14 protein-coding genes are annotated in these 15,803 nt (G+C 65.9%); 8 read left to right on the top strand and 6 right to left on the bottom strand.

The features are described 5' to 3' along the window. Positions 1-3: 3 nt before the first annotated feature. From ACYVF6_RS35830 to ACYVF6_RS35815, 4 genes are read left to right on the top strand one after another with little or no spacing between them, the layout of a single operon-like run. Positions 4-1,014, top strand: a complete 1,011-nt coding sequence (locus ACYVF6_RS35830; RefSeq protein WP_460528028.1) for a PD-(D/E)XK motif protein — start codon at positions 4-6, stop codon at positions 1,012-1,014. After that, on the top strand, positions 1,011-2,843 hold the full coding sequence (locus ACYVF6_RS35825; RefSeq protein ID WP_460528026.1) for a hypothetical protein: 1,833 nt from the start codon (positions 1,011-1,013) through the stop codon (positions 2,841-2,843). Before ACYVF6_RS35830 ends, ACYVF6_RS35825 begins: the two co-directional genes overlap by 4 nt. After that, on the top strand, positions 2,840-3,748 hold the full coding sequence (locus tag ACYVF6_RS35820; protein ID WP_460528024.1) for a hypothetical protein: 909 nt from the start codon (positions 2,840-2,842) through the stop codon (positions 3,746-3,748). The genes ACYVF6_RS35825 and ACYVF6_RS35820 overlap by 4 nt, the downstream gene beginning before the upstream one ends. After that, a complete protein-coding gene (locus tag ACYVF6_RS35815; RefSeq protein ID WP_460528022.1) occupies positions 3,745-4,524 on the top strand; it encodes a DUF6339 family protein in 780 nt (259 codons plus the stop codon). Before ACYVF6_RS35820 ends, ACYVF6_RS35815 begins: the two co-directional genes overlap by 4 nt. A 133-nt stretch (positions 4,525-4,657) precedes the next feature. On the opposite strand, the gene ACYVF6_RS35810 is transcribed toward ACYVF6_RS35815, so the two are convergent. The 4 genes from ACYVF6_RS35810 to ACYVF6_RS35795 form a co-directional block, all read right to left on the bottom strand. Further along, positions 4,658-5,299, bottom strand: a complete 642-nt coding sequence (locus tag ACYVF6_RS35810) for a hypothetical protein (protein WP_460528020.1) — start codon at positions 5,297-5,299, stop codon at positions 4,658-4,660. A 191-nt stretch (positions 5,300-5,490) separates the two neighbouring features. Then, the gene (locus ACYVF6_RS35805) at positions 5,491-6,819 is read right to left on the bottom strand and encodes a restriction endonuclease (RefSeq protein WP_460528018.1); all 1,329 of its coding nucleotides are present in this window, start codon (positions 6,817-6,819) and stop codon (positions 5,491-5,493) included. A 122-nt stretch (positions 6,820-6,941) separates the two neighbouring features. Beyond that, the gene (locus ACYVF6_RS35800) at positions 6,942-8,438 is read right to left on the bottom strand and encodes a deoxyguanosinetriphosphate triphosphohydrolase family protein (RefSeq protein ID WP_460528016.1); all 1,497 of its coding nucleotides are present in this window, start codon (positions 8,436-8,438) and stop codon (positions 6,942-6,944) included. A gap of 46 nt (positions 8,439-8,484) precedes the next feature. After that, complete coding sequence (locus ACYVF6_RS35795; protein WP_460528014.1) at positions 8,485-8,805, bottom strand: hypothetical protein; 321 nt, start codon at positions 8,803-8,805, stop codon at positions 8,485-8,487. 945 nt (positions 8,806-9,750) lie between these two features. On the opposite strand from ACYVF6_RS35795, the gene ACYVF6_RS35790 reads away from it, so the two are divergent. From ACYVF6_RS35790 to ACYVF6_RS35775, 4 genes are all read left to right on the top strand, one after another. After that, positions 9,751-10,182, top strand: a complete 432-nt coding sequence (locus tag ACYVF6_RS35790; protein WP_460528011.1) for a hypothetical protein — start codon at positions 9,751-9,753, stop codon at positions 10,180-10,182. Next, positions 10,179-10,349, top strand: a complete 171-nt coding sequence (locus tag ACYVF6_RS35785) for a hypothetical protein (RefSeq protein ID WP_460528009.1) — start codon at positions 10,179-10,181, stop codon at positions 10,347-10,349. Before ACYVF6_RS35790 ends, ACYVF6_RS35785 begins: the two co-directional genes overlap by 4 nt. A 636-nt stretch (positions 10,350-10,985) precedes the next feature. After that, positions 10,986-13,799: an AfsR/SARP family transcriptional regulator gene (locus ACYVF6_RS35780; protein ID WP_460528007.1), complete on the top strand. Its 2,814-nt coding sequence runs from the start codon at positions 10,986-10,988 to the stop codon at positions 13,797-13,799. Positions 13,800-14,204: 405 nt separating this feature from the next. Next, the gene (locus ACYVF6_RS35775; protein ID WP_460528005.1) at positions 14,205-14,516 is read left to right on the top strand and encodes a hypothetical protein; all 312 of its coding nucleotides are present in this window, start codon (positions 14,205-14,207) and stop codon (positions 14,514-14,516) included. A 34-nt stretch (positions 14,517-14,550) separates the two neighbouring features. On the opposite strand, the gene ACYVF6_RS35770 is transcribed toward ACYVF6_RS35775, so the two are convergent. Both ACYVF6_RS35770 and ACYVF6_RS35765 read right to left on the bottom strand, forming a co-directional pair. Then, the gene (locus ACYVF6_RS35770; protein WP_460528003.1) at positions 14,551-15,360 is read right to left on the bottom strand and encodes a hypothetical protein; all 810 of its coding nucleotides are present in this window, start codon (positions 15,358-15,360) and stop codon (positions 14,551-14,553) included. A 13-nt stretch (positions 15,361-15,373) separates the two neighbouring features. Then, positions 15,374-15,676: a hypothetical protein gene (locus tag ACYVF6_RS35765; protein ID WP_460528001.1), complete on the bottom strand. Its 303-nt coding sequence runs from the start codon at positions 15,674-15,676 to the stop codon at positions 15,374-15,376. Positions 15,677-15,803: the final 127 nt, after the last annotated feature.

Here is a 15,803-nt window from a genome sequence, read left to right as displayed (position 1 = left end):
CCCATGCAGGGGGAAACGTCGCCGGGCGACTGGCAGCGGGAACTACGACACATCTGGCCCATCCTTCGGCCGACGCAGGGCGAGCCGTACGCGCTGTATCCGCTGGATCTTCATCTCGCCGGCGGTCGTCCGATGCTGGCGGTCGACCAGCGCGGCGATCATCACATGTTGGTTCCGACCGCGCCAGGCCAGGAGATCGTCGAGGATCTTCGCTCAGCCCATGTCAGGTTGACCAGACGCGACCTCACGGTCGACAGTCAGCTCGGGCGCTACGTCGACGTCGTGTGTCACCGACCCGACCTGAACATGCTCTTCGACGACATTCTGGCGGCGATGCTTGCCGCGTTGGGCTCGACACCTGGCCCGCCGGCCGCCGTCTGCGGGCGCGTGCTGTCCGAATGGCGCGAGTTGCTACGCGGAAGCGGCCAACCCATGACCGAGGAGGCGGTTCGAGGTCTCCTGGCGGAGCTGTTGGCCCTGGAACGGATTCTCAACGTCGACGACGGAGTCCCGATCCGGTCGACATGGACCGGGCCGGATCGCACACCGCACGACTTCCAGCTCGGAGGCCACGATCTGGAGGTAAAGGCGCTGGGTCCGACCGCCGTGGAGATCGAGATCCACGGGCTTGACCAGCTGGACGACCTCGGCCGCAAGCTGCATCTCCTGCTCGTCCGATTGAGGCCGCATCCCGACGGGATCGTGCTTCCGGACCTCGTCGAACGGATCCGTTCATTGTGCCGCGACAGCGCAGGCCTCAACGAGCAGCTGTCGAAGGCCGGCTACAGCGAGACCGACGCCGATCGCTACCGCGCAACGGCATATCGTATCGAGCAGATCCTGGCGCTAGACGTTGCGGACCCGTTCCCCCGACTGACGCGCCGGTCCCTCACAGGCCCGCTGCCGGAGCAGGTCACTCGGCTGCACTACCGGCTCGACCTCGTCGAACGATTGCCGAACGCGCGAACAGGCGAAGGGCTGCAAGCCCTGTTCGAAAGGAGCGCCGTCCGGTGAGCGCCCCCACCTGGTGGTCCCAGCCGTTCGCGCCGGAGGGATCGACCGCCTCGGAAGGCATCAAGAAACAGCTCGGCGTACCCCGCATGGACCCGCTCGCCGTGCTCGTCCGTGAAGCGGCGCAGAACAGCTGGGATGCCCGACAGCCCAACAATGACGTCGGGTTCGGCATCGAGATCGCTCGCCCCGGTCGGACGGTTCTCGACCGCTGGGCGGAAATGCTGTTGCCGGAGCCGTCACGCCACGGTGCGTTTGGCCTGACCGACGCCATCGCCGATGACGACGCACCGATGTTGACGATCAGCGACCGCGGTACAACAGGGCTCGGCGGACCGCTGCGCGCCGATACGGCCACAACCGCGACACCCGACTTCGTCAATCTCGTTCGGAATATCGGCGAGCCTCGTGACAAGACCTACGGCGGCGGAACCTACGGATTCGGCAAGGGGGTCCTCTTCACGGCCAGTGCGGCGGGTGCCGTGCTCATCAGGACCCGCTGCATCTGGCAGGGCATACCACAGACCCGACTCATCGGCGTCGCGCTGGGACACAGCTTCGAGGAATCCGGACGCCGTTACACCGGTCGGCACTGGTGGGGTCGGATCGCCGACGACGATGTACCGGACCCGCTGCTCGGTGACGACGCGGAGGCTGTCGCTCAGCATCTCGGGTTGCCGTCGATGGCGGGAGAGGATCTCGGCACGGACATCGTGGTGATCGGTGCTCGGCTGGGCTCGATTGCCGACGACACAGATCCGGAGAGCCAACGCCCCCGGACTGTCCAGGAGGCCGGCGAGTTCGTTGCTTCGGCCATGCTCTGGCATCTCTGGCCGTTGCTCCTGCCGTGCGACGGTCTTCCCGCCCTCCGTTGTCACGTGCAGGCCGACGGGCGCCGGGTACATGTTCGCGACCCCAGCCAGGTAGCTAGACTCAAACCGTTCGTCGATGCGTACGTCGATCTCAACGAGCGACGGGGTCTGGCCGTGCGACGCCAACGTCCTGAAACCCAACTCGGCACCTTCGCGGCGCGGACTCACATGGCGCCGACTCGTCGTGGGCCCGATGACGTCGCCGTCCCGTTCGACGGCAACGGGCAACACTGCGTGTTGCTACGTGAGCCTCGGTTGGTGGTTCGATACCTCCCCGGTCCGCCTCTGCCCGACGACATGCTTCACTACGGCGCCGTCTTTCTGGCTGACCGAGAGCTGGACACGATCTTCGCCGCAGCGGAACCCCCCACCCACGACGACTGGGTGCACGACGCGCTGCCGAACCGTCATGAAGCACTCCTGGTTCGGTACACGCTGAGGCGCGTCACGGAACTGCTCCAGGAGTTCACCGGATCCGCCGGTTCGGCTGACCTGTCCGGTGGTGCTCAACCCCCGCTCGGAGCCCTGTCGGGCAGGTTGGGCGTCCTCCTGCCCACCGCAACCGGAACCGGCGCCGACGGCTCGTCGGGCTCCGGTCGTGGAGGACCGGGATCATCGGCGCGGCGGCTTGCGAGAATCGTCGACGGGCCGCGGCTGGTGCGCTCCGGTGACGAGGCACGGATCGTCGCCACGCTTGAGGTCGATCGCGCGTCGTATCCCGTCACCGTCCGCGTCAGGCCGCTCGTCGCGCTCGACCAAGGCAGCGAGTCAGACCCTCCGGCAGGCGCCGACACACCCGAAGTACTGGAGATCCGAAGCCAGGACGACGGTATGGTCCGGCCCGGCGACCTGCTGACCGTCGAACCGGACGAGCCGCGTCGATGGCTGGCAGTGATCCGTCCGGCTGTGGGTGCGGCAACCAGAGTGCACCTCGACGTCGAGGAGGGCAGTGTTCGATGAACCTGGACGTCATGCCGTTCGTACGGCCCGCTGACCGCGCCGCCGGCTTCGGGCCCTGGCTGCTCGCCGACGACGAAGGCGAATGGCGATCGCTGCCGGCGCACCTCCCCGACTGGGACTATCAAACCGACCTCGTGCTCCGACGGCAGGTACGGATCGATGTCAACAATCTGCTGCACGAATCGCAGTTGGGCACCACCACGCCTGTTGCCCTGATCGTCGAATGGCAAGCCTCTGCGGCACAGCTCAAAGGCTTGGCCACGCGCCGTGCGATCGGTGGCGTGTTTGACGAGCCGATCGAGGTGACGCTCCGAGGATCGGACCTCGCCGGGCGGCTGAGCCTGATCACGCGTTTGATAGTGGCGGAGGAGGCTTCCACCGCGCAGCAGTTCCTGGCGGGGCGGGCCGGCGATGTGTTGGTGGAGGACCTGGCCGAGATCCAGCTCCAGGGCGAGGTGGGACGCTTTCCGATCTACGTCGTGGATTTTGCCGCCCACGACCTGGACGCCGACGCCAGATGGTATCTGGACATCGCGTCCGACCCGGCACAGGCAGCCGCTGGCGGCGTCCGGCTGTTTCTCAATGCGAACGAGAAGGAGATCGTGAACGCGGCGGTTCGAGCTGCCAGCCCGACACCGGTTCAGAGACGGCTTCTGGAGTGGCTGCACGCCGATGTGACACGGCAACTGATCGACCGTGCATTGACGCAAGACTGGAGGGATGCGCTGCCAACTTGTGTGGAGGACCCAGACAGTCTTGGCGCCTCGTTGTCGGCGCTGATCTCCAATCTCTTCGGCGACGAGCCGCTCGACGTAATCGCCCAACTTCGCGAGACCGATCCAGGGCGATTCGCCTGCCGGCTTCAAGGCGCTCTGATTCGGCTCGACCGAGGTGCTGCGCAATGACGACGCTCTATCCCCGGCTTCCCGACCACGAGGCTAGGCTGCTGATCCGGCAGTTCGACGGGCTGCCGCCGTCCGAGCTCGTGGCTCGCGCGCAGCTGAGCCATCCGGCCAACACTTACGCACCGACGGGTGGCGTTCCCGCCAGTATCGAGCATCTCAAGACCTGCGCGTCGGTCATCCGGAACTGCGCCGGAAGCCTCGGATATCCGACCAACGCGCCAGGGCCGCGAACGGGGACGACGTTCGACCGCACACTGGCACCGCTTTTGCACCGCACCATGGATCTGGTGCCGGCCGAGGCAGCGGTACCAGAGATATGGACCTTCATCGCCTGCCAACTGGTGCCCGACGTCGTCATGTGGCGATGGGGCCTGGGCAATCCCGAACGGTGGCTCGGGCGGGGCCTGGTCCGCCACGCGTTCGGGAGACTGTGGTGGCAGGCGCAGGTCCTCGTCGACGAGGCGGACGGAGTCCGCGACTACAGCCTGATAGGCCGGTTGTCAGAGGCGGACCTCAACCAGGTGTTCGAGCGACGCACGATCGGTGGTATCCCGCCGTTGGCGCGTGCGCTCGCGCACGAGCTGTCCACGCCTGCGGTGGAGGCCTCAGAAGTTCCGCGCCGGGAGGTCGTCCGAGACGTCACCAAGCGACTGCGAAGACTGCTGCCGTACACTTCGTTCCTTGGCGTTGACGAGTTGGCCGTACGGGGCAGAGTCGCCGAGCTCGTACAGGAGTCGATCCGGCAACTCAGCATGTCTCATGGTGGAAGTCGATGACCGGTGGCAAGTGCGATCACGCAAATCGTCGTGAGCGCTCCTAGTGCTCGGGGTCCTCAGTTTGCGTCCGGAGCTCGCTCGCCTTTCGATCGGCTTGGTCGACTCGTCAGGCGAGTAGTTGCACACAGCCTTGTCATGCGATCTCGCTGTCATCCGATTCGAAGTCTTCGCCTTGTTCGAGTGCCTTCAATGCACGTGCTCTCCACGGGGGATCCGGCAAGGCGTCGAACACGACGCGTTCGTCCAAGATGAGACGGGCTAATGCATGGAGATCGGCGACGGACCGGCCGTAAACCCAGACAAGGCCTCCGCTAGTTTCCACGCCGCAGTCAGCCCGCCGTGCATGATCGACCGAGAGCCGGAGGCGCTCGGGTTCTGTGCTCAGTCCTACCTGTGGTGCACGCTCGTGTGTCAGGCCGACGTGCCCGCGGCAGCTTGTGCATGTGGCGTAGCCGGCGGCTGACAGCGCAAGCACCAGCCCTGCTGCGCCTACCTCGTTCCAGCGGAACAGCCAGTCGCCGTCGCCGTCGGCCTCGATCTCGGGTGCCGTCCCCAATATCTCGTCGAACTCAGCAGCATCCGCCGCCTTCGACGCCCGCTCGAACCAGCGCTCCTCGGCTTCGACGCATTCGCGTGCCTCGTCCCAGTTGATCTCGATCAGCGGGTGGTACCCTGCGATTGCTGCGAAGCCATGCACGACCTCGTACGGCGTCAGCACATCGAGCTGCCGCTCATCTACGTCGACTGCTGGGTCGACGTCGTAGGTGGGGAGCATCGACGAATTCTCGCATGACGCTCCCGCGCGCGTGGCGTTGAACGCATGGCTTCACGTTTCTGAACGGGACGTTGTGCGTTCAGAAAGCCTCCTGAAGGTACAGTCGGCCATCACACTGAAGCGCACCGGAAGGCTGATGAGAGCCCGACAGCTCATGCGAGTGCCGTCCAATGGCTCGACGAGCGGTCCGGCTATCCGAAAAGGATCTCGTCCGGTCGCCGGTTGGTGATGGCGATGTCATAGTCGGCCGTGACGGAGTGGAGCAGTGCGTCGAGGTCGTCGTTATGGTCGGCGGCGGCCATGCGGCGCACTTGTTCGGCGAGGGTCTTGCCGTCGACGAGAACGAGCGGGTATTGATCGTCGATGACCTCGACCTGCGCTTGGCGGGTGAAGGTGCCGGTGGTAACGAAGACGCCGATCCAGCCGCGGCGTAGACGTGCGACGACGCGGGCCACCTGGTCGGGACCGATCGATGACGTCGGTGCGATGCATTTGGCTTGGCCGAGCACGACGAGGGGCGTGTTGTTGGCAGGGGTTCCAACATCGAGCCGGCCGACGAAGTCGACTCCGCCGTCACCACCCGGGCGGGTGAGCCAGCCGTCGTGGTACCGGGCGCCGGAGCGGCCGAGGATCTGGGCGCCGACTCTGGCGGCGAGGAGTTCGAAGGCGTGTTTGCGGCTGTCGAAGTGCCTGTAGAGGCGCTCGAGTAGGTCCGCCTCGGCCGAACCCACAGCTGGCAGCTGCTCCTCGGCGCTGCGGACGCGTGAGGAGACAACGCGTCGACGGGCTCGCGGGATGGCAGTGCGACCGTCTTTGACCCATCGCATCCAGGATTCCGGGGCATGACGGGCGGCCTGCGCAGACTCCAGAGCGGAGTCGCGACGGTCGTCGATCCAGCGCATGTCGAGGGTGTCACCGGTGTCGGCGAGATCGATGACGGCCAGGTCGAGTACCAGGTTGGGGAAGCTGCGACCGGTCTCCGGGTCGCGCTGGACCACGTGCTCGAGCCGTTCGATGATGGCGGCCCCGCAGAACTCGACGTGTCCCTTGACGCGGTTGCGCCCCGCTCTCGCGACAGTGACGGAGCGGTACACCAGCAGCGGTGGCGCTTGGAGGCGCTCGGCGGAACTGGTGGCGGCATGCAGCGTCCAAGCCTCAAGCAGCGCACGGTTTCCGGATGTCGCGCCGGGCAACCCTGCGGTGGTCGGTTTGTGGTCGCCGTAGTAGCGGATGTGACCATGGTCGAGGTCGAACTCGTCATGCCACGGGTTGGAGACATGACCGGCCTTCCACGGACTGGACCGCAGACTGATCACAGGCCGACGAGCACCATCAGGAGACTGGACCGGAGCAGCTGGATTGATCCCCGCCTCGAGCATCAATCTGGGAAGGCCAGCCGCGTCCGGTGGGGTGGTGACGAAGTGATAGTTGACGAAGCCTTCCAGCTCGACATCGGTCCGGTTGGCGCCTTGCGCGTAGCGCAGAACCTCCTGCATCGGGACCAGCCGCGCGTGACTCACCCACACATGATGCCGAGACTTCGCAACCGCGGCAGAAGAATTCCAAAAACGGCCACTCCGAGTAGCAGGCAACCCCGTAGCACCGCGCACCATCCGCCGGCAACGCGCCATGAGGTGCTTGACTAGCCCTGCAGCCAGGTTTCCAGCATGGAGCGGCGGCTTGTGCCGGAGAGGCGCGCGGTGAGCGCGATCGCCTGGCTTTCGGTCAGTGAGACGATGTAGTCCACAACCGCCCGGCTGACCTTTCGTTCTGGCGTATCGTCTGTAGATCGGGAGCTGAAGGCGACGACGAGGTAGTCGAGGAGGCGCGCCGGGAAGCGACGTGAGTCCACGCCATCCGCGCCCAGCGCGATGTTCTCGAGGTCTTTACGTTCTTCGTCCACCCAGTGGATCAACGAGAGGTAGAGCTCACGGATGAGGCGAGCCTGGCCGCGCTGGGCCGAGCTCAACGCGGGGCGCTTGATGACGTAGAACCACGTCATCTCCTTGAGCATCTCTATGGCCGCGAGCTGCTCGCGACCGGGTAGCAGGAAGCCGTCTCCAGTGGCCTTCACGCTGTTGATCGTGTTCCCAATCATCTGCGAGGCGAATACGTGCAGCTGCTCGCGATCGGCCCGCGATCCGGTGTAGGCGCTTTCGGGGAAGAGCGTCAGCCGAATCCCATCCATGACCGCATACGCGTCGGGTTGTGTGATCGCGCGTCCAAGCGTCGGTGCGATGCGCGTCCAAGCGTGCTTGAAGAAGAGCTCGAACTCGTGCTTGGAGTGCCGCAAGGTGTGGAGCGGAATGAGTCCGGCGCGGAAGAAGTCCTCGATGTCATGGACGGCATAGGTGATGTCGTCCGCCAAGTCCATGATCTGAGCCTCGATCGTGCGGTATTCGACCCTGTCCGTTCCGAAGAAGTCGACCACTCTGCCAGCCTCATCGGCGGGGCCACGTGCCCAGCGAAAGATCTCGGCTTCGGAGTCGTAGGCTCCCCACTTCGTTCTTCTCTTCTCTGTGAGCGTTTCGTCGGTCAGGACCAGTTCCTCGTTCTTCATCCATGGGTACTTCAGGATGGCCCGCAGCGTCGCCCGCGTAGGATCCAGCGCGCGGGACAGTGGATTCAGGTCCAGGCTCCTGAACGACAGTCGTGTGACGATCCTAAAGGTCTGCGCGTTGCCTTCGAAGCTGTCCAGAAGGCGGTACTCGACCGGCGGCCCGTGGTCGGCGTCCGGGTCGGCGCCGAACGCCAGGATACGCTGGAGCTCGTTCTCCGCTATGTGGCCGAACGGCGGATGGCCCAAGTCATGGGCGAGGCAGGCCGCTCTGACGACACGTGGGTCGACTCCGGTGCCGAATCGCTCGATGGCCCGGCGAACGCTGGTTCGCTCGTCCCTCAACTCGTGAATCTTGCGTGCTAGGCGGATGCCCACCTGCGCGACTTTGATCGAATGGGTGAGCCGATTGTGAAAGAGCGCGGTCTCGTCCGCCGAAACGACCTGCGTGACTCCACTCAGTCTGCGGAATGCGGACGAATAGGTTATACGATCACAGTCTATTCCGAACGCCACTTCTGCTGGATCTCCGTTGGCGGATTCCCAAAAGCGGTCATGGCGTTCTGTCAACACACCAGACACGGTCCCTCCCCAACTGCCGACAAGTGCGGCAGCAACCGATCCGCGGCTATTCGTGCTGATCCGCCGCGGCGAGCTTGTCCTCGTCTACTGCGAGCTGAAAGCCTTCTTGAAACTGCACAATCCCGTCCGAAAGAAGCGAGCCGAGTGCGAGGTGTACTTCCTCGACGCCGATACGGGTCTGCTCGGCGACGGAGTCGATTGGCGCTCGGCGCTCGTCGCCCTTGGTTTTCCGGAGGAACTCGATGATCGCCTGCCGGGCTCGCCGCCGCTCGTCCAGTTGCACCTTGACGAGGCGGTCAAAGGCGACTTGCAGGCCGCTCAGCGCGTCGCCGCGCCCGGACCGTGTCTGCTCGGTCGTGCTGGTCATGAGAAGCTCCCTCCCGCGTGCCGTGCTTGCTGGCCGCATCCACAGTTTCTCAAGTTGTGGACATCGCATCGGCGACGACACCCCACCGTATTGCGATCGATTCGAGAATCGATGAAGGTTCAGTCGCGTTGCCAGAGCCGAAGGCCCTCTGCCCGGCCCTCGCGTGCTGTACACCCATGGTCCAGGCGTATGCCCTCGATTACCTAGGCGTCAGTCACCCTCTACGGTTACAAGGCGTTGCGAGGGCGTGGGTTACGTGAGAGGAAGGTCATGATAACTCTCGCCGTGGTAGGTGCCGCCCCCGCTCGCGGCATTCCGGTATACCGAATGCGTTCCGCGCCGTGCTCCGGCGAGTTGGCCAGACTGGGCGCGCTGGGTCCGATCCCCTAAACTTACCGCAGGAATGATCAGGGACGGGTCAGCGACGCCCTGCACGGGCGGAATGGTCCGGCATGGGCTCTACAGCGAGCTTGCGCGGCGGTGCGGGCTCCCTGCTTGCGGAGGGAGGGGGTCCGATGGGCTCTGCCGCACACGTTTGCCCTGCTGGGGTGCTCCCCAACACGACGAGCGCGGGTTTGATCTGCGGGTTCCAGGCGGCGCCGGTGGCCTGAGAAGGCACAGGCGTGACCTGCGATTCGCGATCGTGCCGCAGGGCCGTTGACATGGGGTCAGCTGGGAGGGGTGAGTTCAAAACAGGCCTCGATCACCAGGCTGCCTGCGGAGAGAGTCGCTGGTTAGGCCAGGTCCCATCCTTTGGTCGTTCCGCCGCAGCGACCTGCTCGGCCAGATGCTCCGTCTATGCGACGGCCTCCGCTGGCGCCCAGGCCGCTAGCAAGGGTCCGCGGAGCCTATGTATCGCGCACCCGTCTTCCGATATGGTCGTGGCAGAAGCACTGATTTGCCTGTCTGGGCGCAGCGAAGCGTCGGCACGGAGGAATCGACTCCATGACAATCTCGGGCGCGGGGGCTCACGTGGCCGCATACACGGTACGGCCGCTTGACGCGGCGACCTGGGATGCCTTCGCCGAGTTGGTCGAGCGCAACGGTGTCGTCTTCGGCGGCTGCTGGTGCATGAGCCACCACGGAACTCCTGGCGGTCGCTCCTACCACCAGGTCGAGGGCGTCGACAAGCGAGCGGCCAAGGAGGAATTGGTCCGCTCGGGCCGGACTCATGCCGCACTCGTCTTCGACTCCGCCGGGCTGGCGCAGGGCTGGACGAAGTATGGCCGGTTCGACGAACTGCCGATCATCGGGCAACAGCGCCGCGCCTGTCACGAGGATCCGCCACCCAGACCGGACTGGCGAGTCTCTTGCTTCTACACCGACAAGAAGCATCGACGCGAAGGCATCGCCCGGGCCGGCTGGAGGGGGCCTTGACGCTGATCGCCGGCGAGGGCGGCGGCACGGTCGAGGCCGTCCCTGAGGTCATCGCCGGTCGGACCGCGCACGGCCGCTTCCTGTTCGTCGCCTCGGTCGAACTATTCGAGGACTACGGATTCACCCGGCAGTCGTATCGGTGGTGTTGTCGCAGGTCAGCGCCATAGGGTGCCCTGGCGCCAGGCCTCTCAAGGCGGGAGCGCGCGGACTCGAATCCTGTGCTGGGCAGCCCGACTCTGGTCGCGGCTGTGCTTCGCCCGAGCTGGGGGACCCTCGTTGCGTTTGGGCCGCAGTCACCTGGGTCCATCGTCAGACGCGATTTGGGAGCTCGAAGCTGGCCTGGATCGCCAGGCTGCCTGCGGAGAAGCGCTGGTCAGGCCAGGTCCCATCCTTTGGTGGTCCCGCCATGTGCTGGACCGGCCATCCGCCAACTGAGGTCGTAATGGGTTACGGTGTCACCGCGTACTGGTAGCGGCTGCGGGGCTCCGAGCGGCCGCCAGTCTCGACCGCGGCAATGACATTCCGCCAGTGGCGTTGGCTGGCTCGGCGACGTGCGCTACGACCAGGCCACTCCGCCGCGCGGCACCCACATTCCGTCCGATGCGGCGGTGCCCGTGCGGCTCAAGTCAGCGACCGCTGATCTGAGGTCAACGCACAGATCACTGCTAGCTGGTCCGGCCACGGCGCTCCGGTGCCGCGGCAGGACGGGCCGAGGAGGCCGCAGGGCATCTCGCGTTGGCGGGCTTCCTATCAGCACGACACCTGGGCAGGATCGGTGTGGCGCCTTTACGGCATGATAGATCGTGTCGTTGCATGCCGATGAGCCGCCCGGGGGCGTCATGGAGGTTCGCGTACTTGGCCCGTTGGAATTATGGGCTGGTGGGCGGCGGCTGGAGATCAGTGGTACCCGCCAGTTGACAGTGCTGGGCATGTTGCTGCTCCAGCCGGGCCGGCCGGTCAGTCAGGATCAGTTGATCGACGCGGTGTGGGGCGAGGCGACTCCCGCGTCGGCCGTAGCGATGCTGCACTCCTGTGTGTACCGGATCCGTAAGGCACTGGACGAGACCATAGGCGGTGCCGCCCTGCGGCGTGGAGCGTCCGGCTACCTGTTGGACGTGTCCGTCGACGCCGTCGACGGACACCGGTTCGAACAGCTGGCCGCCGCGGGCCGGCAGGCTTTGGACGACGCTGACCACCAGGAGGCCGCGGCCCGGTTGCGGGCGGCGCTCGGGCTCTGGCACGGTGCGGCGTTCGCGGGGATTGAAGCAGCCGCGGTCCGCGAGCGCGCCGCCTGCTTGGATGAGCTAAGGCTGGACGCTACCCAATGGTGCCTGGCCGCCGAGCTGGAACTGGGCGGGCATCAGGCGGTGCTCGGGGAGCTGGAGGGGCTGGTCGGCGAACACCCTTACAGGGAAGGGCTCTGGGGCTTGCTGATGACGGCGCTGTACCGTTCCGGCCGGCAGGCGGCGGCGCTGGAGACGTACCAGCGGCTCTATCGCCTGCTGGACGACGAGCTGGGGATCCAGCCGAGCCGGACGGTGCGCGACCTGCAGCAGCGGATCCTGGCGGGCGCGCCGGACCTCGAGGCACCGGCCGTGGCCGGGCGCGGCCAGCTGCGTGTCGTGCCGAGGATGCTCCCTGCGCGCGTTCGCGATTTCACCGGGCGGGACAAGCAGCTGAAGCTGCTGCATGGACTGCTGGCGGCGAGCGAGGACGGCGCGATGCCGATCGCGGCGGTGGCGGGGGCGGCCGGCGTCGGCAAGACGGCCTTGGCGGTGCACTGGGCGCACCAGGTGGCCGACCGCTTTCGCGACGGGCAGCTGTACGTCGACCTGCGCGGCTTCAGCTTGGCAGGGCACCCGCTGCCGGTGGGTGAGGTGGTGCGCCGGTTCCTCGACGCGCTGGGCGTACCGGCGGAGCGCGTCCCGGCCGCCCTGGACGCGCAGACCGATCTCTACCGTTCGATGCTCGCCGACCGGAAGATGCTGGTCGTCCTCGACAACGCCGTCGACGAGGATCAGGTACGCCCGTTGCTCCCGGCGTCCGTCGGCTGCATGGTGTTGGTGACCAGCCGAAGCCGGCTGCAGGGGCTGGTCGCGGCGGAGGCGGCCTATCCGATCGGCCTCGGCCTCCTCAGCGACGCCGACGCCGAGCTGCTGCTGGTGCGCAGGCTCGGGTACGACCGGCTGGCGGCCGAACCGTCGGCGGTGGGCGATCTGGTCGAGCGCTGTGCCCGGCTGCCGCTGGCGCTGGCGATCGTCGCCGCGCGGGCGGCCACGAGCCCGGACTTCTCGTTGCGTTCGATCGCGGCGCAGCTCGGCGAGGACGAGAACCTCGACGCGTTCAGCGGAACCGACCCGGTTACCGACCTGCGGGTTGTGTTCTCGTGGTCGCTCGACCAGGTGACGCCGGCGGCCGCGCGGCTGTTCCGCTTGCTGGGCTTGGATCCTGGCACCGAGATCGGCGTTCCGGCGACGGCCAGCCTGGCTGGCGTTCCTGTCGAGGGGGTGCGGCCGCTGCTGGCCGAACTGTGCGATGCGCACCTGTTGATCGAGCTGACCCCTGGGCGGTACGTCTTCCACGACCTGCTGTGCGCGTACGCCTACGAGCTCGCCACGACCCAGGAACCAGAGGCCGATCAGAGAGCCGCGACCAGGAGAATTCTCGACCACTACCTCCACACCGCTTACCTGGCCGCCAAACAACTCGATCCACATCGCGGGAGGTTCGTGCTGTCTGAGCCCGGGCCCGGCGCTACCCCGGAACTGTTTGCGGACCGCGACGAGGCATGGGAATGGTTCGAAACCGAGCGCGCGACCCTGATCGAAGCAGTCGAGGGCGCCGCCGAAGTCAGCTTCGATGTGCATGTCTGGCAGCTCGCCTGGGCGCTCGGGGACTTCCTGTACAGAAATGGTCACTGGCAGGACCAGGCGCATACCCTGCGATTGGCCGTCGAAGCGGGCAGGCGTCTCGCCGACCCGCCGGTGCAAGCACGGGCTCATCGAATCCTGGCCAGTGCGCTCGGGCGGCTGGGACGCCTAGAGGACGCGTTGGCCGAACTCCGCCAGGCGCTGGCGCTCGCCGCGGACGTGAACGATCCCACCGACCTGGCGTTGACCACGCAAACCCTCGCGCACACGCTCTTGAGCGGCGGCCGCTATCGGGAGGCGCTGCGATACTCGCGCCAGACAGTCGAGCAATACCGGCTCGTCGGTGACCGGGCGGGCGAGGCCAAGACACTCAACCAACTCGGCTGGGTGCTCGCGAAGCTCGGCGAGTATGAGGATGCGCAGAACTGTTGCCAGCAGGCGCTGGCTCAGCTGAAAGGGCTTGGCGATGAGCAAAGTCAGGCCGGCGCGCTCGACAGCCTTGGCTACATTCACCACCACCTCGGCGACTACGAGGCTGCCGTCGAGTGCTTCGAGCAGGCATTGGCGCTGTACCGCAGTGCCCGCAACGGATTTCAGGAGGCGGACGTGCTCGACCACCTTGGCGACACTGTGCTCGCGGCCGGCGACCGCAGCGGCGCATGTGGGATTTGGCAACAGGCACTGACGATCCTCGACGAGCTCGGCCACGCCGACGCCGACCAAGTGCGCGCGAAGCTATCCGGTTGAGCCGTCCGCCGCCCGTTCCGCACTCTTGTCCTGCTCCACCTGTTCCTCACTGAAGCGGCAGGTAGGCCTCACGGTCGGCCACGACTGCGGCCTTCACATCTGGGTCCGCCGCGACCGTCCCCAAGCGCGACATCCAGCTAGGAGAACTCTCCGGCGGCGATGCGTTCGGTCACCCGGCGCCATTGCGGTGACGCGCAGGGCTGTCGGGTGCAGGCCGCGCACAGCTCTGCGTCTTCCTCGTCGAGCTGGGTGTCATCGTCGGCAGGGCTCGCCAAACCTGCCCGATGGCTGCGTCGATCTCGAAGCTCATCCCATCCTCGCCCGGCCCGCTCACGGCGCTCTCATCTGCTCCGTTCGTCGATCTGGGGCACGCCGTTGGGTTGATGCGGGAGCATGCTCTCCTGGTTGGTGTCGACCATCGCCCTTTCCAGCGCCTTGAAGGTACTGCTGAGAGCCGCTTCGTCCTCGCGCGACAAGCACGAGCGGCTCGCCCATCTCGAAACCGGCCGCCGTAGCGTCGCGGGCGCGTTCCGGCTGTCGTACGACCTGCTCGACGCGAAGCAGCAGCGGCTGTTCCGCCTGCTGGGCTTACATCCCGGAGCCGACTTCGACACCTATGCTGCGGCTGCTCTGTCCGCACAAAGCCTGCGCGAAACAGAACATGCGCTCGAGGCTGGGAGTTTGAGGAACGTGTCTTGGATCGCTATGCCGTTCTGAACTGGCGTAGGTATGACGCCGGGAGGCTTGCTACTTATTGGGGTGTTTCAATCGGAGGTGGTAGGAGGCTGTTGGGGTCGTCAACGAGCTTGTTTCTGAGCGTTTTGATCCCTGCGTTGATTTCTTCTTGTTCCATCTCTACTTGCGTCTTCAGATCGTCGAAGGCGGAGGCTGTCGATTCGGCGATCGCGCCCGCATCGTTGCTGACGAAGTCCACGATCGCTTTAGTGAGGTGGGTACCGAGCGCTGCGGCGGCTCCGGCAGCGCCCGCGACCGGACCACCTGAAACAACGCCCACCGCGCCTGCGAAGGCGGCATCCAGCGCTCCGCTCAGGATGGTGTCGACCGCTTCATCCAGGGTCGTTTCGTCCTCGCGGATCGCGGCGCGCTCCTGGCCGCAGATACCAAGTATTTGGGCACGTTTGGCTATCAGAAGGGAACGTTTGCACTCCATCAGGCCTCGCATCGCGACGAAGCTGTCGTGCAGATGCTGAAGAGCGGGCTCCAATAGGTCGAGATAGGCGATGAACGCGTCAGCGGCAGGGCCCTCCCAACCATCCAGGTAGGATTCCCGGATGGTCATGATGGGCGTGTGCAGGTCGTCGACCGCGACCGACGCCAGGGCAGGGATTATGCGTTCGTCAAAGGCTATGCGCATCCTGTCGGCGGCATCGGTACTGCCGCCAGCGAACCTCCGATAACCAGCGTACGGTTGCTTGATCACATCGAGATCGCCGAACTGCAGACCGCTGTAGGCGTCCCACGCGGCATTGAAGACGTCGTTCACCTTCTTCTCGAAGGTGGCGTCGAACTCGGCGTCGGTCTTGTAGGCGTCAGTCATCATTCCCCCAGGTTGGTCACTCGATGCCGTTGAGGATGTCGGTCAGGGCGGCCTCCGCGGTCGCCTCGGCTTGCCCGTACCTGTCGGCGACCGCCTTCAAGGCCAGTGCCGCGAGGCCGACCCGGGTGGCAGCCGTAGACAGCGAGCTTGCCATGCCGCTGAAGACGAAGTCCCACTTCTCCGCGTCCTCGGGGGCCAGCGGCAGGCCCCAGTCTGATTGACTCCGGATGAACTCGGTACCGGCGTTCCCCAACGCCTCAGCGACGTCGGTCATAAGCTCGCTGATCTTGACGATGTTCGCCACGTTGTACGCGGGCATTGTCCACCTCCCCGTAGTAGGAACGCACCTTTTGCCGGTGCTGACTCAACTGTGCGGACATCCTCTGACGCGGCTCTGACGCGGCTCTAACGCCCTCCAGAGAACACACGTGAAGACGCCATACGAG

This window comes from Flindersiella endophytica, from assembly GCF_054779015.1.
Note: the sequence above shows the minus strand (reverse complement) of the source record. Positions and strands in the feature narration are given on the sequence as shown.